At 41.3% G+C, this 21,958-nt stretch carries 15 protein-coding genes and 1 rRNA gene; 13 read left to right on the forward strand and 3 right to left on the reverse strand.

Features of this window, described 5'->3' with window-relative positions; all coding sequences use genetic code 11:
- The 7 genes from rrf to MR181_RS05860 all read left to right on the forward strand — a co-directional run.
- A 5S ribosomal RNA gene (gene rrf / locus MR181_RS05830) occupies positions 1–111 on the forward strand; the annotation flags it as partial.
- Between the two features lie 204 nt (positions 112–315).
- The gene (locus tag MR181_RS05835) at positions 316–840 is read left to right on the forward strand and encodes a GNAT family N-acetyltransferase (RefSeq protein WP_242336006.1); all 525 of its coding nucleotides are present in this window, start codon (positions 316–318) and stop codon (positions 838–840) included.
- 490 nt (positions 841–1,330) lie between these two features.
- Positions 1,331–5,023 carry an SEC10/PgrA surface exclusion domain-containing protein gene (locus MR181_RS05840; RefSeq protein WP_242336009.1) on the forward strand — a complete coding sequence of 1,231 codons (3,693 nt, stop codon included), beginning with the start codon at positions 1,331–1,333 and terminating at the stop codon, positions 5,021–5,023.
- 240 nt (positions 5,024–5,263) lie between these two features.
- Positions 5,264–8,110 carry a DEAD/DEAH box helicase gene (locus MR181_RS05845; RefSeq protein ID WP_242336012.1) on the forward strand — a complete coding sequence of 949 codons (2,847 nt, stop codon included), beginning with the start codon at positions 5,264–5,266 and terminating at the stop codon, positions 8,108–8,110.
- 256 nt (positions 8,111–8,366) lie between these two features.
- Positions 8,367–9,320, forward strand: a complete 954-nt coding sequence (locus MR181_RS05850; RefSeq protein ID WP_242336015.1) for an aldo/keto reductase — start codon at positions 8,367–8,369, stop codon at positions 9,318–9,320.
- A 7-nt stretch (positions 9,321–9,327) separates the two neighbouring features.
- Positions 9,328–9,828, forward strand: a complete 501-nt coding sequence (locus MR181_RS05855) for a phosphatase PAP2 family protein (RefSeq protein ID WP_191911989.1) — start codon at positions 9,328–9,330, stop codon at positions 9,826–9,828.
- A gap of 481 nt (positions 9,829–10,309) precedes the next feature.
- On the forward strand, positions 10,310–11,245 hold the full coding sequence (locus MR181_RS05860) for a DMT family transporter (RefSeq protein WP_242336018.1): 936 nt from the start codon (positions 10,310–10,312) through the stop codon (positions 11,243–11,245).
- A 94-nt stretch (positions 11,246–11,339) separates the two neighbouring features.
- Here the strand turns inward: MR181_RS05860 and MR181_RS05865 are convergent, their stop codons facing one another.
- Genes MR181_RS05865 through MR181_RS05875 form a run of 3 tightly spaced genes read right to left on the reverse strand, consistent with a single transcriptional unit; the run spans position 11,340 to position 14,230 of the window.
- Complete coding sequence (locus MR181_RS05865) at positions 11,340–12,575, reverse strand: ABC transporter permease (protein ID WP_242336021.1); 1,236 nt, start codon at positions 12,573–12,575, stop codon at positions 11,340–11,342.
- The gene (locus MR181_RS05870) at positions 12,562–13,260 is read right to left on the reverse strand and encodes an ABC transporter ATP-binding protein (protein ID WP_242336024.1); all 699 of its coding nucleotides are present in this window, start codon (positions 13,258–13,260) and stop codon (positions 12,562–12,564) included. The genes MR181_RS05865 and MR181_RS05870 overlap by 14 nt, the downstream gene beginning before the upstream one ends.
- Before the next feature lies 1 nt (position 13,261).
- The gene (locus tag MR181_RS05875; protein WP_242336027.1) at positions 13,262–14,230 is read right to left on the reverse strand and encodes an efflux RND transporter periplasmic adaptor subunit; all 969 of its coding nucleotides are present in this window, start codon (positions 14,228–14,230) and stop codon (positions 13,262–13,264) included.
- A gap of 243 nt (positions 14,231–14,473) precedes the next feature.
- Between MR181_RS05875 and MR181_RS05880 the strand changes: the two genes are divergently transcribed.
- From MR181_RS05880 to MR181_RS05905, 6 genes are all read left to right on the forward strand, one after another.
- Positions 14,474–15,865 (forward strand): MFS transporter, encoded by a 1,392-nt coding sequence (locus MR181_RS05880; RefSeq protein WP_191911994.1) that lies wholly within the window; start codon positions 14,474–14,476, stop codon positions 15,863–15,865.
- A 156-nt stretch (positions 15,866–16,021) separates the two neighbouring features.
- Complete coding sequence (locus tag MR181_RS05885) at positions 16,022–17,011, forward strand: LacI family DNA-binding transcriptional regulator (RefSeq protein WP_102169523.1); 990 nt, start codon at positions 16,022–16,024, stop codon at positions 17,009–17,011.
- 416 nt (positions 17,012–17,427) lie between these two features.
- On the forward strand, positions 17,428–18,705 hold the full coding sequence (locus MR181_RS05890) for an MFS transporter (RefSeq protein WP_242336030.1): 1,278 nt from the start codon (positions 17,428–17,430) through the stop codon (positions 18,703–18,705).
- A 222-nt stretch (positions 18,706–18,927) separates the two neighbouring features.
- The gene (locus MR181_RS05895; protein ID WP_242336033.1) at positions 18,928–20,286 is read left to right on the forward strand and encodes a glucose-6-phosphate isomerase; all 1,359 of its coding nucleotides are present in this window, start codon (positions 18,928–18,930) and stop codon (positions 20,284–20,286) included.
- Positions 20,287–20,298: 12 nt separating this feature from the next.
- The gene (gene scrK / locus MR181_RS05900) at positions 20,299–21,177 is read left to right on the forward strand and encodes a fructokinase ScrK (RefSeq protein ID WP_102168241.1); all 879 of its coding nucleotides are present in this window, start codon (positions 20,299–20,301) and stop codon (positions 21,175–21,177) included.
- 328 nt (positions 21,178–21,505) lie between these two features.
- Complete coding sequence (locus tag MR181_RS05905; protein WP_191911820.1) at positions 21,506–21,916, forward strand: VOC family protein; 411 nt, start codon at positions 21,506–21,508, stop codon at positions 21,914–21,916.
- Positions 21,917–21,958 lie beyond the last annotated feature (42 nt).

Genomic DNA, 21,958 nt, shown 5'->3' on the forward strand with positions numbered 1-21,958 from the left:
GATGATGGCTTGAAGGATACACCTGTTCCCATGCCGAACACAGAAGTTAAGCTTCAACACGCCAAAAGTAGTTGGGGGATCGCTCCCTGCGAGGATAGGACGTTGCCACGCAACATGGAAAGACCAATTCAGCAAATTAAAGCTGAATTGGTCTTTTTATTTTGTTATACGAACCGAGTTTGGCATGGATATTAGTTTAACGATCATAGAAATTGGGTATTAAAAATACAGCTGATAGACGATGGAATTCTAATCTTCTTAACTGAATGCCAGATTGAAAAAAGGTATAATTATGGGAAAAGGAGGAAGGCTGAGATGAAACTTGATCAGGTTAGGGTAGCTCAATTAAGTGATCTTAAGGGAGTGGCAACATTATATAAAACGGTATGTGATCATCAACAATTAGATAAGTACGGTGCTAATTGGACCTGGGGAGAATACCCAAGCGTTGATGGCTTACGTAACTTTATTCAGCAAGCAACAGTGGTGGTTGGAATTAAGGAAGATCGAGTTGTTGCAGCTGGGGTAATGACGACTGGAGAGGAATATCCTGATGTGGACTGGCCTACTAAGGTAAGTGAACGGGAAATTGGTATCTGGCATTTAATTGCAGTTCATCCGGATTATCGGCGAACGGGGGTTTCTCGCCAGCTTTTAGATGGCCTATTTGACGAGGCAAGGCGAGAAGGAAAAAAGGTAATTCACCTTGATGTCTTAGCTGATAATCTTCCTTCTGAGAAGCTTTATTCAAAAATTGGTTTTCGGATCATCAAAGAGCTAATCATTCATTATGATGATATTGGAGATCAACAAGCTAAGGTAATGGAATATCAATTATAAGATAACCGTTCTCTGACAGATATTACTGTTAGAAAACGGTTATTCTTATTTGAAAATAAATTGGTGATTTTTAATGACACTACTAGCGAATGATAAGTAATTGTTTCGATTTATTGAACAAAAGGCATTAAAATCATCTATTTACGTTGCTATAATTGCCATAATTATGAATTATAAAATATGGTATTTATGATAAAAACGCGATGTATTAGTTTAATAGATGAAAATTATTTCATTACAGTTATTCGGGAGTTAAAGAAAATTTTAGGTTTTTATTGCCCTAAAAATTATAGTTATATTTATCGGATGAAAGACAGACAGAGTTACTGCTATAGCAATAAAATAGCTTCATAAACAGTAAAATTGTCTAACTGCTTGCTCTTATTTTTCAACTGATTAATTTGAAGAATAAAAAATAATTGATAAATAAATTTATCGCGACTACAATGATAATAGCATCAAACGATTATTTACGGAGGAAGTTGGTATTGTGAAAAATCGGAAGAGGATAAGTGATAAAGTTCTAGTCGGAACTGTGGCCGTTACTGGTGCCACCCTTCTTGGGGCTTCTACTTTAAACGCACAAGCTGATACTGTGCAACAGACAGTTAAGAATAACGATGTAAATGTTAATCCGCAGACGCCACAACAAGCTGCTCAACAACGGGTTGATACTGCCCAACAACAGGTCAACACTCAACAACAAGTTGTTAATTCTGGTGTTCAAACGGTTAATAGTGCTCAAAATACGGTTAAAGCTGATCAATCTGCAGTTAATGCTCAACAAGCAGTTGTAAATAGTACTGCAGATGAAGCAACTTCTGCTAGTGCTGCAGTTGAGTCTGCTGTTACAAGTGCGGCTCAAAACCAGGGCAATGTTCAATCCGCTGCTAGTGCTGTCCAAGCAGCTAATAGTGCTGTTTCTGATCAGCAACAAGTGGTAAATAGCAATAGTGCGCAGGTAAATAGTGATCAAAGTGCTGTTAGCTCTGCTAAAGAATTGCAAGCAAGTGCAGAAGCGCGGTTAAGTGATTACATCGTTGCTTCACAGGCTGCAGCAACTTCTGCTTTTAACTTTGCATTAGAAAATGCTCAGAAGGCAGTTAATGATCAACAGGATGCCGTTAACGCTGCTTCACAGGCTGTTAATACAGCTCAATCAGCAGTTCAAGCTCAACAAAATGCTGTTTCAATTGCCCAACAAACAGCTTCACAAGCTGCGGCTCAAGTAGCTAAGGATGCTTCTGCGGTTGCTGATGCTCAACAACGTTTGGATGCATTGAAGAATAACGGTAGCAATGATAATGTCACCGCAACTGCTCAATTGCAATCAACAATTTCTCAATTACAAAAGCAATTGGCAAATGACAAGCAGGCAGCTCAAAATGCCCAACAGATGCTTGAATCTGCTCAACAAAATTATGATCATGCTACTGCTGCCCAAAAAGCAGCTGAAGAAAAGGTTAACCAAACTAAAGCTGCTTTAGCAAAGGCACAACAAGCAGTTACTACTGCTCAGGCTAACGCTGACGCTGCTCAACAAAAGGTGGCTACTGCTAAGGCTGATGCACTGAAAGCCTTAGAGACTTACAATAATTACAAGAATGATAACGGTGTACCAACTGTTAAGACACCAAGCGATATTGTTCAACAATATGAAAGCTACATTAACGGTAATCGTTATAATAGTCCCCAAGTTAAGTCTGATTGTGCAGAAGGGATTGCTCTGAATGGCGGAGATCCTGCTAAGGGACTGATGTCAACAGGTTGGACAAGTACTGATGGCGGTAAAACATGGACTCCATTATTAAAGACTAGCTACCAAGCAACTACTCAGGATAAGACTGAGAAGGTTGACCCAAGAAACATGACAGCTGCTCAGCAAACCGAGATTACAAAGTTTGCTGCCCAGATTGTTAATAGTTTCCGTAATAGTTTCCAATCGACTGCTGCTGGTGCCGCTCATAGTTACGGCAAGGTTAAGGTTTCACCTTACGCAACTGAACTTGGTAACCAAGTAATTGACGGTGCTTATAACAATAGCGGTTGGAACAAGAGTAGTAACGCCACTGGTTCACCACACAACGAAAATGGCATGGTTGCTGCCGCTAACAAGGCAGGACTAAACACTGGCTTTGTGGGTGAAAACCTTTCAACCGGGTTACTACTTGATCCAGCTTCTCTTCATATTGCTGGCCTTAAGCAAAAGATGTCAATGGCTGACGTTAAGCAAAGTATCTACGCTGGAATTTTAGCGATGATCTACCAAGATGTTGAAAATGCAGCTGACGCTCCCCTTTACTATGGATTCGGTGGTCACACTGAAGCATTCCTTAATGATCCAAAGGGAATGAACGGTATTTCCTATGATGATAACGGTAACCAGTACATGACCGTTACTATTGACAAGGATGGTTGGGTTCACTACAACTTCTTTGATGATGGTCATGCTAATGCAGAAGTGAAGAATAAGCTTGCTCAAGGGGCAGCAACTCCTGAAAACGTTAGTGCTGCACAAATCAACAACGCTCACAATGATTACCTTCAAAAGGAAGGTGCAGTTACCACAGCTCAAACTGCTGCAACGGCCGCCAAAAACGGGGTAACAACAGCACAAGCTAATGTTGCTACTGCCCAAACCGCAGTTAATAACGCTACTGCTGCTCAACAAGAAGCTGCTAACGAGACTCTTAACCAGAAGGCTGTTATGGAAAATGCCCAAGCAGCGGTTAACTTAGCAAACGATAAGATTAATGACTTGCAAGCTAAGTTAGCTAAGGTTCAAGCTGACTTGAATGCTATGAACGGTAGTGTTCAAGATAAGGCTCGTCAATTAGCCCAAGCTCAAACAAACTTAGCTGCTGCTCAGCAGAAGTTAAGTGCTTCAAAGAAAGTTCAAGCTAGTCGGGACGCTGCAGTTAACGAAGCCAATGCTAAGCTGAACCAGTTACAACAAAACGTTCAAGCAAAACAAAACGACTTGCAACAAGCTCAAAGTGAACTGCAAAATAAGAAGAATGAGTATGCTCAATTGAATAGTCAAATTCGGTTAGCTAAGGTCTTTGGAACATCCCTTGCTGCTGTTTCACCACAAAGCAACTACGAAAAGGCAATTAGTGATGCTAAGAAGGCAGTTGCTAGTGCCCAACAAAAGTTAAGTGATGATACGCAAGTTTACAAGGCAAGTCAGGCAAAGCTTCAAGAATTAACAGCAACGGTTAGCCAACTTCAGACAATCTATGAAGCAGCTCTTTCAAATGCTAAGAAGGCTGACGCGGTTCAAAATGATGCAGCCGTTAAGAAAGCTAAGACTGCTTTAGCTGCTGCTCAGTTGAAGGTTCAAGTTGAAACTGGAAAGTTAACGCAACTTAAGGGAACCTTGGATAAGGATCAAACGACGCTTGATGTTGCTAATGGTGACTTAACTAAGGCTCAAGAAAAGCTAAACAGTCTTCAGGTCGAATTGAAGCGTGTTCAGATTACTCTTGATGGTTTGAGCCATCCATACATTCCTTCAACCCCTGTTGCTGACGAAACAACTTCTAAAGATGAAACTGCTACAAGTTCAAGCGCTACTAATGACGTTAGTTCAGCTACTACCCAAACTGAAACAACCGCAACAAGCGATGACGATGCTTCAACTTCTGCAGTTGCCAACGATGCTTCACAGAATGAAACTGAAACTCAAGAAGCAAACGTTACGACTGAAGCTAACTACGAAGAAAATGACCAACAGGTTCTTACTAGCAAGGTTCAAAACCCAGGTAGCTTGAACCGGGCCTCTGAAGAAGCATCTGTGAAGAGTGAAATTGCTGCACAAATTGCAGCTCGGAATGCTCACGCTGCTAACGACAATATGATGGCTGGCTTTGATGATCCGTACGATAATTACTACGATCTTCAACAAGAAGCTGCAAGTATTCCATCTGCTCCGCTTGAAGGGTATACTCGTCAACTTGGCGGTGGAAAGATCAACGCTAAGCTTGAGGCTGCTATTAAGAGTGGTCAAATCAAGTTGCCTTCAAGCAACACTAAGTCTGGAGCAAAGAAGCAACCAAAAGTTAACAAGGATAGCCTTACAGCCATGACGGTTGTTGCTGCTGGTGCTGCCCTTGCTACCGGTGCTTCATTAAATAAGAAGCGGAAGAACAAGGTTGCTAAGAAGCTAGAAGATAATGAATAGTTAAAATTCAGGTTAAAGTAACGCAGAATAAAAAGGGAGCGTGACAGAAGTCATTTATGACTTCGTTTTCACGCCCCCACGAGCGCAAATAGGGTTCCAGAGTTCGGTTATACCGGACACTGGAACCCATTTGCGTACCGTGCTGTTCGTATTTGAACTTGGTAAAAGTACTTATGTCATAATCCCTTCTGTGGTTCTATGGTAAGTTACTAGGGAAATAAACGAAGATTGAGGAATAAGATGACAGAGAAGATAACGATTAAAAATGCAATTTTAAATGGGTTATATGATCAAAATTATCAAGGTCACCAACAACTTACACCAAGATTGATCGGAAATCAGGATGGCACAATTTGGGAAATGCTTCGTTATGAACTAATGAATTGTAAATCATTTACTTGGGCGGTAGCTTTTATTACCAGCGATATGTTAACACCACTCAAAGTTGTCTTGGCTGATCTGGCTCGTCACGGGATCCACGGAACACTTATTACTAGTGATTACCTTGGTTTTAATTCTCCGCAGATGTTTGCGGAACTACTTAAGATTCCTAACTTAAAGGTCATGGTTACCACAGTTACTGGCTTTCACACTAAGGGATACTTTTTCACCCATGATGACTATTCAACAGCGTTAATTGGAAGTGCAAATTTTACCCGAGCAGCATTGCTCCAAAACCATGAAACAATGTTGAAGGTAACCTCAAGCAAAAATTCGACCTTGTTTTCACAAATTACCACTGGGGTAAGTCACCTTCAAAGTGAAAGTCACCCGTTAACCAAAGAATGGATTGCAGATTACGCTAAGAACTGGCAACCACCAAAAGCAAATAACGGTCTAAAACAAAATAGCCAAAAAATTATCCCAAATCAAATGCAACGAACGGCCCTGGGTGAAATTCAAGGCTTAATTAATCGTGGTGCACACCGGGGGCTCGTAATTTCGGCAACAGGAACAGGTAAAACCTACTTAGGGGCATTCGCTGTTAAGGAGAACCAGCCACAAAAATTTCTCTACGTTGTTCATCGAGAACAAGTTGCGAGAAAAGCAATGCAGAGTTTTTCCCGGGTCATTGGTGGTCCGCAGAAGAACTTTGGCTTAATTAGCAGTCAGCATCATGACTTTTCACCACGCTACCTTTTCGCGACGGTTCAAACATTAAGTCAGAAGAAGATCCTTGAGAAACTCTCTCCCCAAATGTTTGACTTTATTCTAGTGGATGAAGCGCACCGGGCGGCGGCACCTAGTTATCAACGCTTAATGAATCATTTCAAGCCAAAGTTCTGGTTAGGGATGACGGCAACCCCTGATCGGATGGATAATCAGGATGTTTATGGGATCTTTGATTACCACATTGCTTATGAGATTCGTCTCCGTGATGCCCTGAGTAACGACATGCTGGTCCCATTTCATTATGTGGGAGTCCAAGATTACGAAGCTAATGGTGAAGTGATTGATGAGACAACTAATCTAAAGCGGCTAGTAGCTAGTGAACGGGTAAAGTATGTTTTAAAGCAGTTAGAATACTATGGCTACTGTGGCCGGCAACCGCGAGGACTAGTCTTTTGTAGTCGGCAAGCGGAAGCTCATGAAATCGCAAAACAGTTCACTGCTTTAGGCCATCCGGCAATTGCATTAACAAACCAAGATAGTGATTATCAACGTCGAGAAGCTGTAAAGCGATTGGAAAATGGCGAACTCGAGTACTTGATTACGGTCGACTTATTTAACGAGGGAGTTGATATTCCGTCATTAAATCAAATTGTGATGCTGCGAAATACTGAATCACGGATTATTTTCCTTCAACAGCTAGGTCGCGGATTGCGGAAATACCCAGGAAAAGACTACGTGACTGTAGTTGATTTTATCGGTAATTATAAGCATAATTACATGATCCCGTTGGCGTTAAACGATGATTCGAGCCGGGATCAGGATCAAGCGCGGCGTGAAGTCCAGCTTCCGCAGAATATTGGTATTTCTACGATTAATTTTTCACAAGTTGCTAGTGAGCGAATTCTAACCTCGTTGGAAAAGACAAAGCTCGATTCAATCGCAGAACTTCGTCGAGCATACCGTGAGTTGGAACAACGCTTGGGACGAGGACCGCTATTAATTGACTTTTTTCAATCTAATTCAGTATCGCCCGTTGTTTTTGCTCGAAATAAGCTTCTTGATAATTACGGAAGTTTTTTGGTTAAGATGGGTGAAAAGGTAAATCTAAATCAGTATGAGAACCAAGTTTTGACATTCATTACGAAGGAACTTTTAAGTGGGAAGCGGGCGCATGAATTAATCCTCCTTTCGCTGCTAAAGGATCAGGAGGTTACTAAGAAACAATTAATTAATGCTTTGGAGAAAAATAACTGCTATGTTAATGAAGCGGTTTTACGTTCCCTAACAGATATTCTTAGTTTACGGTTCTTTGATGTTAAAGCTGGAAAGCGAACGAAGAAACAACAGTATGGTGACCAGTCAATCGTTAAGGTTAACCAGGAAATTTACCGGTTGAACTCCCAAATTAAGGATTCGTTAAACCAAAATTCAGATTTTCGGCGACTCTTTGTTGATGTGGTTAAAACTGGGTTAGCTTTAAGTAAAGAATATGATCAACGCCAGCAATTTACTCTTTACCAGCAATATGATCGAAAGGACGTTTGTCGGTTATTAAACTGGCCGTTAGACGTTAGTGCTCCGATGTACGGCTATCGAGTTGCTGAAAACGAATGTCCGATCTTCATCACGTATCACAAGAAGTCCCCAAAACAACGGAATGCAATATATGATAATCAGCTTCAGGATGGTCAATCATTACGTTGGTATACCCGCTCACCGCGTCATCTGTCTTCTGCCGAGGTACAGCGCTTGCTTGCGGGAGTTGATACAGGCCGACAAAGTGAGAAACTGCATCTTTTTGTCAAGCGGAGCGATGCTGTGGGGAAGCAATTTTACTACTTGGGAACTGCTATGATTGATCCGGCTTCGGTGAGAGAAGAACTGCTTGGAGAAAAGAAAAAAGCGGCGGTGGGGATGAATCTTGTTTTAGAGCATCCGCTACCTACCGCAATGACTAAAGTATTATTTGACTAGTGATTTTGCACTGATCTCTTTTAAACGACAAAGAGACCGAGCTAATTCTCGGTCCCTCAAAGTAAGTAAGATAGGTAGTTATCGCTACCTGTTTTTTAGTTTATCATAATTGTTTTAATAAGCAAATGATTATTAGACGATCCTCATGTAATTGTTAAATTAATTATAAAACGTTTTCATTGTTGAAATATTAGTGCTAGTCAATAGAAACTAGTTGGATTAAAATAAAAGAAATTACAAGTAAAAGGTGATTAAGGTGAAAACGATAAAAATCGGGAACACAAACTGGCAGGTGTCGAATATTGCATTAGGAACGATGCGGATGGGAAATTTGGCAGTTTCTAAAGTAGTGGATGCTTTACAAGCTGCTCATGAAGTTGGGATTAACTTTATTGATTCTGCAGATATCTACGGTAATGACCCAGAGTTAGGAAGAGGTTCGTCAGAAATCCATTTCGGCGAGGCGCTGGCACAGAGTGGGTTAACCCGGGAAAACTTCTTTATTCAGTCTAAAGTGGGATTGTTTGCAAACACAGATAATCAAATTACCCGATACGGTTCAGCTAAGGCTCATATTCTTAAGGCCGTAGACGGTATTCTTAGCCGGATGAAGGTTGATTACTTAGATTCCTTACTTATTCACCGTCCTGACCCGTTAATGGACCCTGGTGAGGTTGCTGAGGCATTTGACGAGCTTCAGACTACAGGTAAGGTTCGCCATTTTGGTGTCTCTAATTTCAATCCTCAACAAATAGAGCTATTGCAATCAGCAACGGATCAACGGATATTGATCGATCAGCTTCAATTTGGCTTGAAGCACACGGGGATGATTGACTTTGGTCTGCATACAAATATGACGGATAATGGGTCGGTTAACCATGACGGTGGCCTTCTTGATTATTTACGATTGAAAAAAATGACTATCCAGACATGGTCACCATTTCAGTACGGGACTTTTGCGGGAACATTTATTAACAATGAGCAATTTCCAAAATTAAATGCTGAATTAGCTAAGCTAGCCGATAAATACGGCGTTAGCAAGAATGCCATTGCAGTGGCCTGGATTCTGAAACATCCAGCCCATATGCAGGTCCTGATTGGGACGATGAATCCACAACATATTCAAGATAGTGCAGCAGGAAGCGATATTACACTGACAAACCAAGAGTGGTATGACTTATACCTTGCTGCAGGAAACACTTTGCCGTAAAAGACTTATGAAAAATTACCAAACCTTTTATCGACGAATCACCAAGCCATTTGTTCAGCATCCCTGGCTAATTCACGGCCTTCGCTGGTTAAATAGGGCAATTGTGGTGGGGATGTACGTTTCATATATTCTATTATTGCTTTGGGTTGCCCTTTTTGCAGGTGGGATTAATAAACTACTTCCGTTAGTGTTTATTCCGGGAGTTGGCTTTGTTCTTCTATCGTTAATTCGGCACCGCCTTAATTACCCACGACCATATGAGGAATGGCCGATTAAACCACTGATCCCGCGAAAGGGTAGCGGAGATTCTTTACCTAGTCGTCACGTGTTTTCGGCAACCGTAATTGCAATGAGTGTGATGAGTATTTCGCGGGTGTTAGGGGTAATCCTATTGATCCTTACAGTAATTTTAGCCATAGTTCGTGTAATCGGCGGAATTCATTATCCCCGGGATGTTATTGCCGGGTTCTTCTGTGGCTTGGCGTGTGGCATTGTATTAGTAATTTAAATTTAATAACAAAAAATGAGGCAATGAATCAACTCGTGATTCGTTACCTCATTTTCTTAATAATGAAACGTTATAAATAATTGCTTTATGCCCGGTTATTCATTATGTGGGCGCTTGTCGCAATAATCAGCCCTACAAAACTTACAGCAGCGATAACATTACTCATAATAGACATCATATTGAACAACTCCTTTTAACATAATTGTTTTTCTTCTAACGGGATTCAACAACCCCTCCACAAAGTATATTAACATGTTTTGAAGCCCGTGATGATAATAATTAGATAAGCTTTTGCTAAGCGAATTTCTTAAAAATCAGGGGAATTTATTAACAAATTCTTAGTATTTGTTAGCGCTTACATTACGACCCCTCTAATTTAGCGTGATCAGCTTAATTTTTTTATTTAAGACTGGAAAAGCTATCGTCGTAAAAGAATAAATGTTAAATTTAATTATTGATAACTAGATGGGCGGGTGAGAAAATGTCAAAACAAATGAAAGGAATTCTCCTGGCAGCTGGTGGCGCTTCGTTATGGGGTGGATCAGGAGCTGCAGCACAATACTTATTTGAACAAATGAGCATTACTACTTCATGGTTAGTGGCAGTGCGGTTACTTTTGGCAGGAATTGTCTTAACGATGGTTAGTTTACTTAAGATGCCCCAACAAGTCCGCAGAATAGTCAGCAATCGTCGCCATTTAGTTTCGTTAATTAGTTTTGCCCTTTTGGGGATGCTTAACTCACAACTGACGTATTTCTTGGCAGTAAAATATAGCAATGCGCCAACAGCAACTGTAATTCAATATCTTCAACCAGTGATTATTATCATTTGGTTAGCCATTGCTCAGCGACAGTGGCCACGACGAATTGATTGCATCTCAATCATTATTGCGTTAATTGGGACCTTCCTGTTAGTTACTGGGGGTCATCTTGGAACGTTAGCGCTAACGCCAGCCGCAATTTTCTGGGGGCTTTGGTGTGCTGTAGCCGCTGCACTATATACCTTATTACCACGGCCGTTACTTGCAAATTTTGATGCATTAGCGGTTTGCGGACTTGCAATGCTATTAAGTGGACTTGGGATGTTACCAGAAATCATCATTCAGCGGTTGCCATCATTAAATCTGCTGGGGTGGATCCTGGTTGCCTATATTGTTATTTTTGGAACAATGTTTTCTTACACAATGTTCTTGCAGAGTATGCGCTATATTAGTCCAGCGGTTACGGGAATCCTTAGTGCTTTTGAGCCGCTCGTTGCAACATTCTTAGCAGTAACGCTACTCGGGACGAAATTAACGGGAGCGGCAATTATTGGATCGTTATTAATCTTATTAACTACCGTGCTTCAATCAATCCCATCAAACTACTATCAGAGGATTTTATTTTTTACTAATCACCATAAGCTAAAAACTAAATAGTCAAAAAATGGACCTGCACATTCGGTGTTGGTGTGTTCCAATTTAATCGGTGGAACCACATAGCGAATGTTTAGGTCCAATTTACATTTTATTGTCATCTTAGGATGTCGATTAGGTTCTTGTTAGCAGCTTGGCGAGCTGGAAGAATACCGAAAATTAATCCAACCGCTGCTGATGTCCCGAACGCGAGGATGAAAGCATTCAGCGAAATATGGGCATGAATATGGATCCCCTGGCCGCCAATTGCGTTTGATAGTAATGGTGCTAATAAATGTGCTAATCCTGCACCACCAAGAAAACCTAGTAATCCTCCCATCACCGTTAAGATTATCGCTTCAACTAAGAATTGCATCATAATATTAAACGGTGTTGCGCCAACTGCCAAACGAATCCCAATTTCCTGGGTTCGTTCCGAAACCGAAATGTACATCATGTTCATTACCCCGATTCCGGCGATAAACAGTGAAATAGCAGCGATAAAACTAATGAAGGTAGTAATAATCTTCATTTGTGAGGAGAATTGTTTTAAGGCCTTTTCCATATCAATATATTCATAGGTTCCTTGATTCCTTGCCGGGCCGTTCTTCTTTAAATACTTAGCAACCTTGCGTGAGATGCTGCTAGCATTGACGCCTTGGCTAAAGGTCAGCTTTAGAGTGTTTCCCTGAGTAGCTCCTTCACCATGATAATATAGTGAATCTGGTACTAAGAGATCAGCACCATATGGGTTTTGATTGCCATCGCCTGTATATTGCCCCTGCGCTTTATATACTCCGATTACATTGTAGGTGACATCATTAACTGTCACTGTTGTTCCCAGAGTATTTTGGGATGTACCGTATTGTTTTTTAGCGACTTTATCGCTCATTAAAGCACTTGCTTGACCTACCGCTAAATTATTTTTCGTGAAATTTTTGCCGGCAATTAAGCGAATCTGATGACTCGGCTTTTTCAGGAGACTAACACTAGTATTTTTAGTGGTATCACCAATCTGAGCTTGTGTTGAGAGGTTATCGGTTTCACGCTCAATCTGGATAGTGTTAATTTCGCCACCAAATTGCGTTTTAATGTTATCGACTTCATCTTGGGTAAAGCCATAGGTATTGGAAGTGATGTTATCGGGATTAAAGCCAATTTCGGTCGTTTGCTGTCCTTGCTTAGCGTTGTTACCGAATTTATCGTACATCGTCTGGGTAATCCCATCCCCAATCCCCAGAATCGTAATCACAGCAGCAATCCCAATCATAATCCCAATAATTGTTAGAAAACTCCGCTTTTTATTCGCTCTTAAAGATTGAATTGCCGTCTTAAATAATTCAATGACCTGCACGCGATTCTCCCTCCTTACTATCACTGATTACTCGACCATCAATGATTTTAATGACCCGTTCACATTGTTCGGCAACGTGAGGATCGTGGGTAACCATGATGATGGTTGTGCCCTCCTGTTGATTGAGAAATTTAAATAAGTTCATAATTTCTTGACTGGTTTCGCTATCAAGAGCACCAGTTGGCTCGTCAGCAATCAAGAATTTGGGATGCGTTGAAATTGCCCTGGCGATCGAGACCCGTTGTTGTTGACCACCGGACATATTTTTCGCTAATTGTTCTTCATAGCCTGCTAGGCCTACTTGCTCAAGTACTTCAGAAACTCGGCCATTAATTTCTTTGCGGGATTTGCCTGCATATAGTAATGGTAAGGCGACATTATCCGCTACCGTTGACTCCCGCAATAATTTAAAATTTTGAAAAACAAAGCCAACATTCTGGTTCCGTAAACTGGAAAATTGCTTCCGTGTGTAATCATGGATTGGGTGCTCCTGATAGAAATAGGTTCCCTCAAAATCATCATCTAAGAAACCAATAATGTTAATGAGGGTTGATTTACCCGACCCAGATTCACCGATAATGGCGACTAATTCGCCCTGGTCGATTTCAATATTAATATCATGCAGAACATGAAAACGGTGGCTGCCTTGTCGATAGTACTTATTAATATTCTTCAGAGTGATCATTTTAATCAACCTTTGTATTGTTCTTCAATTTGCTACTAGGATTAATCACAATTTTATCGCCTTCATCAATTCCATTCGTAACAACGTAGGAGCTATTGACAGCGTGACCACTAATCCTGGTTTTACGTACTCGTTCGTTATCATCAACGACGAATACTTTTCCGTTGCGAACAGCCTTTTTAGGAATTAAGATGCCATCCTGTTTAATTGATGCTTTAGCGGTTTGACCAGCCATGAATTCATTGGCATTAACGCTTGCGGTCACTTTATAGCGGGTATTGTTGCCGGTACCCTTTGTTGGGATTGTGGCTAGGTAATTAACCTGGGTGTTAGCTACGTGATTTGTCGCGAGTGCCTTAACCTTTAAATCTGTACTTTGGTGTAATTTATCGTAGTCGTATTCAGAAACCTGGCCGATAAATTGGAGGTTATCTGAATAGAGGGTTACTACTGGAGTATCTTCTTTAGATTGATCGATGGACACATATCCGGAATATGGAGCCACAAGGGTTTGGTTAACTTTCCCCGAAATATTCTTTAATTGTTGCTGCAGTGAGGGACTATTGGTCTGATCATCTGAAGATGTGCTTTGTGACTGGTCTAGTTGATTTTGTAAATTCGCAACTTGATTCTGTAAATCATCATTATGCATCGTTAGGATTGCTTGTCCCTGAACCACATGATCGCCATTCTTAACGGCGAGACTTTGAAGCTTCCCGGAAGGCAAAGCTAGCACTTGTGTTTCTACTGGCTCGATTTTCCCGGTAAGGTTAAAGCTTGGTTGAGAGGTAACCCTCATCGTAGAAAATGAAGATTGTGACTTATTCTTTTTAGCGGTTGAGTGTTGAATACCGATAATAATCAGAATTAGGATTACGAGAACACTAATAATCGTTACCAGTCGTCGCCGTTTGGTTGCTAATAATTTTCGCCATCGTGATTGCTTTTGGCTGGTTCGTTTTGCGGTCATTTAAGAATTCCTCCCAATTTTAGGTTAATTAGTTATGTAACTAAGTGTATAGGGTGGAAATTTAAATTGCAAGAACAATTTATAATTACGATTAAGAAGAACTTAGCCAGTAAAAAAATATAAATAAAAGTAAAATCTCAAAATTTTTGTTTAAATTTACATAGAAAACGCTTACAATGTTAACTGTGATTAAATTTCACTTAGTTGTTTACCTATTTTACTTTTTATAAGGGAGTGTTTCATTTGTTTAAGTTTTTGAAACCGTCTCCGGATGCAACCAAACTTGTACCAAAAGATAAAATACCTAGTGTTTATCGGCGCAAGCAGACGGGGGTTATTTTAGCAACCTGTTTTACTTACCTGGCTTACTACATTATTCGGTTGATCTTTACGACTGAACAGAAGCCGGTAATGAAGGAATACGGCTTTAACATTGGCCAAATCGGGTTGATTCTTTCAACGTTTGGGATCGGCTATGGTGTTGCTAAGTTATTTATGGGAGGCTTAGCGGATAAGTCGAATACACGGGTCTTCCTGGCATTTGGTCTTTATCTTTCTTGTATTTTTAATGCCTTCTTAGCATTTACTAAGAACTTTTATCTGATCTTATTCTTAATGCTCCTTATTTCCATTACTCAAGCAATGGGAGCACCTGCTTGTCAGCGGGAAATTTCATTATGGTTTGCTAAAAAGCATCGGGGAGTTGTTTTCGCTGTCTGGGCCTCAGCGCACAATGCCGGAGCCTTTGCCTGTGTTGCTTGTATTCAAATAGCAACGTTCCTCTTTTCTGGTTCATTACCAGCTGTCTTCTTAACCGCTTCTGTAGTTTCTGCAATTATTGCTACTATTATGTTATTAATTAATTCAGAGCGTCCGGAAGTAGCTGGTTTGCCGAACATGGCTGTTTATTCTGGTCACGTTGAACTAGATGAGAACGGTAATTCAACCGCCCAAGAATTGTCTAATAAGACTTTCTGGCAAATCCTTTACCAAGATATCTTGTGTAATAAGGTTGTTTGGGCAGTTACGTTAACTTCCATGTCAATCTACATTGTGCGTTATGGGATCATGAGTTGGATTCCAAGTTACTTGCCAACAAAGGGCTTCAGTGTTGATTGGGCTAAGTGGTTAGTCGGAATCTTTGAATTATCGGCTGTTCCAGGAGTTATTATCCTTGGTGGAATTTCTGACCTCTTGAAGGGACGGCGGTCACTAGTTTGCTTAATTTGCGTAATTTGCTTAATTATCTGTTTGATCACTTACTTCACTAGTACTAGCCATGCAGTTATCGTTGCGGTTCTCTTTATTATGGGGAGCTTGATTTATGCACCGCTTTCACTAGTTGGTTTAATGGTTAACGAAGCTGTGCCAAATTACGCGGTTGGGTTGTCGACCGGATTCATGGGCTTCTTCCAGTACGTCTTCGGTGAAACTGCCGCCACTGCTTTAATTGGTCAATTAGTTAACCGTTTTGGTTGGGGTGCATCATCAGTTACGATCTATGTTGCTGCCGGTGCTGCCTTCCTGCTTCTTGTTTACCTTGTCTTCAAGGAACGTCATATTCTGCGGATGGAAGCTAAAGTTAATGCAGCTGATCATGCTAAAGAAAACAATGGTGAAAATGCTCAAAACTAATTAATGATATGTTTTAACTAACACCGGGTCTTCTCGAAAACTGAAGGCTTGGTGTTTTTTTATTCGTTAGTAACGAAGCCTGTATAGCCCTTGAGAAGATCTATTTCCCGGTTTCTCTTATGCTATAATAGCTAATGACAAGTAAGAGGAGTAATTATGGTAGAAAAAAAGACAATCAAGTTAGATGACGTGGCGGAATTGGCAGGTGTCTCAAAAACAACCGTTTCGCGGGTCTTAAATAATCGGGGATACTTAAGCGATAAGACAATTAAAAAGGTCCACGATGCAATGGATAAGCTAAACTATCGACCCAATGTAATTGCTCGACAGCTATTTAAACAAAAGACCAACCTGGTTGCCTTGGTTTTTCCGACAGTAGACAACCCGTTTTTTGCTGAGCTTGAAGCAGAATTGGAAAAACGGTTTGACCAATTAGGCTATCGAGTTCTGATGGGGAATAGTCAGAATAATCCCGCTAAGGAACAGGATTATTTAAAACTATTATTGAATCACCAGGTGGATGGTTTAATTGTGGGGTCCCATAATCAGGGAATTTCTGAATACCAGAAGACGACCAGGCCAATTGTCTCAATTGAACGATTTGTTGGGAAACAGATCCCGGTTGTTTCTTCTGATAACTATCAGGGAGGACTCCTCGCGGTTCAACGCTTACTGAATGATGGCTGTAAACACATTATCCATACTAATTACCCGATTAATTTAGTATCGCCTAATGAGTTACGTCAGCAGGCTTATGAGGATTTGATGAATAAGCACCACCGAAAGCCAATTACCTACAGTGTTTCGTTTGACGTGTCTGATGAGGAGAAGGAACGGGTTTTTCGTAAAATGTTCCGGGAACACCCTGAGGTTGATGGGATTTTTGCCGATAATGATACCAATGCAAGTCTAATTATTCGGGTGGGAAAAGAATTTAATCGCCATGTTCCTGATGATCTTAAGGTTGTGGGTTATGATGGAGCGAATATTACCCGAACCTTATCACCGGAATTGACTACAATCCAGCAGCCAATTCCTGAAATGGCAACTAAGGCGGTTGAGCTGCTTCTTCAATTGATTGAAGGCAAGACAAACGTTAAGTCAGTTACTCTTCCGGTAAAGATGATTAATAGCACAACAGCATAAGTGAAAAGCAAGAAGCTAGAAAATTTCTTTAGCTTCTTGTTTTTCAGTTATAGTGTTATAAAAGCACCTGTTAATTACTGAACAAATCAGCGAAAAAGTAGTTATTTTGCTATTACTTTCGTTATTTTCCATTAATAATTGGGCTTTTTTTAAAAGATCCTGTTAACCGGTTGCACATAAGCAGTTAATAAGTAAAAAAATTAGTAAATTAGTAAACGGTCTAATGTAAGCGCTTACTATATTTTAGGGAAAAGATGCCGTTAACTGCTGGTTTTAAGCGGGAAAGAGTGAAATCGATCACTAAATGTAAGCGCTTTACTAACCTATGCTTACCGGTTACCATAAAGGTGTTGAAAGAAATTAGATAAAATAAAATTCGTTACTTTGTATTAGCAAGTTTGGAGGTTGTTTTTGCTATGAAACATAGTCAGTCACTGGCAACTAAACTTGCGTTCTTGTCCGCATCATTTATGGTTACGAGCGCCTACGCAATTCAAAGTGCCTTGCCACAGATTAAATCAGCGCTGAATGTTAGTCAGCCGCAAGTTGAATACCTAGTTACGGCGCCGTCCTTTGCGGTAATGTTCTTCGTTATTCTCTCACCGTTGCTTCAGGATTGGTTTAATATCTCTGATAAGCACATTATTATAGCCGGGATCACGATTGTTGGGATTGCAGGATTAATTCCTTCATTTGTTAGCAACTACATGGTGATTTTGCTTTCACGGCTCTTTCTTGGTGCTGGGTATGGCCTTTACAATTCTCAAGCAATTTCATTGATTTCTGTTTGGTATCAGGGACACGAGCGAACAAGTATGCAGGGCTGGCGGTCAGCGTTTGAACAAATCGGGAATGCCTGCACATTGATAATTTCAAGCTTGTTACTGATTTATGCAGGTTGGCACGCAGCATTTTTGGTTTACGGATTGGCCTTTGCCGTAATGGCATTCTTTGCATGGCGAGTACCAAATGATGCTCACAGTAACACGACAACTAATGATAGCCAACAGGCAACAGAAACAATTTCGCCGATTACTAATGAACCAGTGACAAAGATTAGCCCATTAGTAATTGCAATTCTGGCGTTTGTTCTATTAATTAAGATGGACTTTATTGGAATGGAAGATCGCTTCCCGGGGTTAGCCGTTGCAATTAATGGTAAGGCCTTTACGGGAACCGGGACCTATCTTTCATTAATGCTAATTGGCGCAACTCTTGGTGGTGCGTGTTACGGAGTTCTGCAGAAGCATTTTGGCTATGTGGGAACAATTTACATCGGCTTGATCCTTCTGGCAATTGCTAACTTTCTGTTCGGCTTCGGTGGAAATAGTTTTCCGGTTATTGCTGCCGGGATCCTTTTGGTTGGCTTTCCAATGCAAGTCCTTACACCGTTGATCTTCAATATTCTGCCATTTATGGCACCGATGAAGCTCCAAACCAAGGTTACATCATTTGTACTAATTGGGTTTAACTTTGGGGCTTTCTTCTCACCAACAGCCGACGCTTGGTTTAACCACTTATTAAGCCAACCGCTAAGTGGGTTAGGTTTAGCAGCACCATTTCGGATTTATGGAGTGATGATGCTGATAATTGCTGGCCTACTCTTTATGGGGAAGCACCTGTATGAACTTAAAAGGGTGGACAATCCTGTTGAGAAAAAGCAACCAGCAACGGTTCACGTATATACTAAGTAATAAAACTGAATAAAAGTACCGTGATCGAATGACTTTTAATAGTTGTTGGATCACGGTTTCTTATTTTAAATTGGGCTGATAATTTAACCTGAAAATAAAATTTAAAAAATTCTGTCAACCGATTGACATATAAGATAGAAAGCGCTAACATAATAGTCGTTGAATAGTTAAGCACTTCCAAATGAACGAAGTAAGCTAATTAATAAAAAGGGGACTGGAATCATGGCTCATATTTCATTTGATCGTACAGGCTTAAAGAAATTTGTTAACGATAACGAACTCGGCGAAATGCAAGCAATGGTAAATGCAGCGGATGATGAATTACGCAACGGTACTGGTGCCGGGGCAGACTTCCGTGACTGGCTCCACTTGCCAACCGATTACGACAAGGAAGAGTTTGCGCGGATTAAGGCGGCTGCCAAGAAGATTCAAAATGACTCTGATATCTTGGTTGTCATTGGTATCGGTGGTTCCTACCTGGGTGCCCGGATGGCTGTTGACTTCTTGCACAATACCTTCTACCAAGCCCAAAAGGCTGCTGACCGAAAGTACCCATTAGTACTCTTTGCCGGGAACTCCTTGAGCTCCACTTATGTTCATGACTTAATCGAATTGATTGGCGACAAGGACTTCTCCGTCAACATCGTTTCTAAGTCCGGGACGACAACTGAACCATCAATTGCTTTCCGGATCTTCAAGAACCTCTTGATCAAGAAGTATGGTGAGGAAGAAGCTAACAAGCGGATCTACGCTACGACCGATAAGGCCAAGGGGGCCTTAAAGATTGAAGCAGATGCCCACGGTTACGAAAGCTTTGTCATTCAAGACGGCATTGGTGGTCGTTACTCCGTTCTTTCCCCAGTTGGTCTCTTACCAATCGCTGTTTCTGGCGGTGACATTGACCAGTTAATGGCCGGGGCTGCCCAAGCCGAAAAGGACTACACGGATCCTAAACTGGAAAACAACGAAGCTTATCAATACGCCGCTTATCGGAACATCCTTTACCGGAAGGGCTATGAAACCGAATTACTCGAAAACTACGAACCAAACATGACCATGTTCGCTGAATGGTGGAAGCAATTAGCTGGTGAATCCGAAGGGAAAGATCACAAGGGCATTTACCCATCTAGTGCTAACTTCACTACGGACCTTCACTCACTGGGTCAATACATCCAAGAAGGTCGTCGGTTCTTGATGGAAACCGTTGTGAAGCTCGACAAGCCAAACCATGACATGGAAATCCCAAGTGAACCAGATAACCTGGATGGCTTAGGCTACTTGGAAGGTAAGACGATGGACTTTGCCAATACCAAGGCATACGAGGCCGTTGTTGCTGCCCACACTGCTGGTGGGGTTCCAGTAATGACCGTTCACATTCCAGAAGAAAATGAATACACGCTTGGTTACTTGATCTACTTCTTTGAAGTGGCGATGGGAATCTCCGGTTACCTCAACGGGATTAACCCCTTCAACCAACCAGGTGTTGAAGCCTACAAGGTTAACATGTTTGGCCTCTTAGGCAAGCCGGGCTATGAAGAGATCGGCAAGAAACTACGGGCTGAAATGGATGAGAATAAGTAAGGAGGAATTGCGATGCTACTAGGAAGTATTGAAGCAGGAGGGACAAAGTTCGTTTGTGCCGTTGGTAATATTAACTACCAGGTTCAAGATTCAATTCACATCCCAACAACGACTCCTGAAGAAACAATTCAAAAGTGTATTGAATGGTTTGACCAATACAAGGATGATTTAAGCGCAATTGCGATTGCATCGTTTGGCCCAATCGAGATTCGCAAGAGCTCACCAAAGTATGGTTACATTACTAATACGCCAAAGCCAGGTTGGCAAGACACTGATTTTGTTGGTCCATTCAAGAAGCACTTCAATGTGCCAATCGCTTGGACGACAGACGTTAATGGTTCCGCATATGGTGAATATGTTCTTTCAACGTTATTTAACAAGCGGATTAATTCACTGGTTTACTACACTATTGGGACCGGTGTTGGTGCTGGTGCCGTAATTGACGGTAAGTTTGTTGGTGAATTGGGTCACCCAGAAATGGGACATATTCGGTTGAAGCGGCACCCTGATGATCTTGACTTTAAGGGAATTTGCCCATTCCATGGTGATTGCCTTGAAGGATTAGTTAGCGGACCAACCTTTGAAGCCCGGCTAGGTAAGAAAGGAAAAGATGTTCCGTTGACTGACCACGTTTGGGACATCATGGCTTACTATGTTGCCCAAGCTGCTGTCGATGCAACGCTGATGTTCCGTCCAGGACAAATTGTCTTTGGTGGCGGTGTTGTTAGCGAAGAATTCCTAAAGAAGGTTCGTCGCGAATTTAAGAAGCTGCTTAACGATTACGTTGAGGTTGGTGATCTTGATGAATACATCACCATGCCATTAGCCCAACACAATGGCTCCGCAACCATCGGTGACTTTGCTCTAGCATTAAAGGCGGCAACAAATTAGAGTGCGAGCCGTGACGAACTAGCAACTGAGCACTAGAAAATCCCGGACGATGATTGTTTACAATCAAGGACGGGATAGCTAGGCGGAAGTTGCGGTCACGGCGAGCACGTTTTGACTCTGTTGCAGTAGAAGTAGCAATTTCTCTCGACGAAGGCGACTTGCGCCTAGGAGAGAGGTTGCTAGCTCTAGGGAACTCGGGCGAAGCACGTTTCGGCAATGCTGCAGTAAATTGCTAGTCCATGGCGAGCAGAGCTTAGGCTCAATTGCCTAAAACGTTCTACTCTTAATAAATTAGAACATTAAAGCACATTTAAAGGAGGTGAGACTTATGGCATTTAACAAGAGTTTAGCAGGTTATTATGACGACTTGGCACACGTTGGGATCCCAACTGATGATTTGAAGAAGACAATTGCCTTCTGGGAAAAGTTAGGTTTCAAGAAGCAGGGTCAATTCGATACTGATGATCAGGGACATCAAGTGGTATTTATGAAGGCTGGCCACTTAATGTTAGAGATCTGGGACAGTGATGGTGCCGTTCACAAGACCGGTGCAATTAACCATATCTCATTGAACGTTGAAGATGCAGACAATGCATTTAAGGCCGCTAAAGAAGAAGGATTCGACGTTAAGGAAGACGAAGTACAACACCTTGACTTCTGGAAGCATGGAATCAAGTTCTTCAACATTGTTGGTCCAAACGATGAAACTATTGAATTTTGTGAAGTTGTTAAGGATTAATCCCGCTAGAGGCATTAACCTTTAGTCCAGATCGACCCTAAA

Source organism: Limosilactobacillus urinaemulieris, assembly GCF_932750685.1.
In the GTDB taxonomy this organism is placed as follows: domain Bacteria; phylum Bacillota; class Bacilli; order Lactobacillales; family Lactobacillaceae; genus Limosilactobacillus; species Limosilactobacillus urinaemulieris.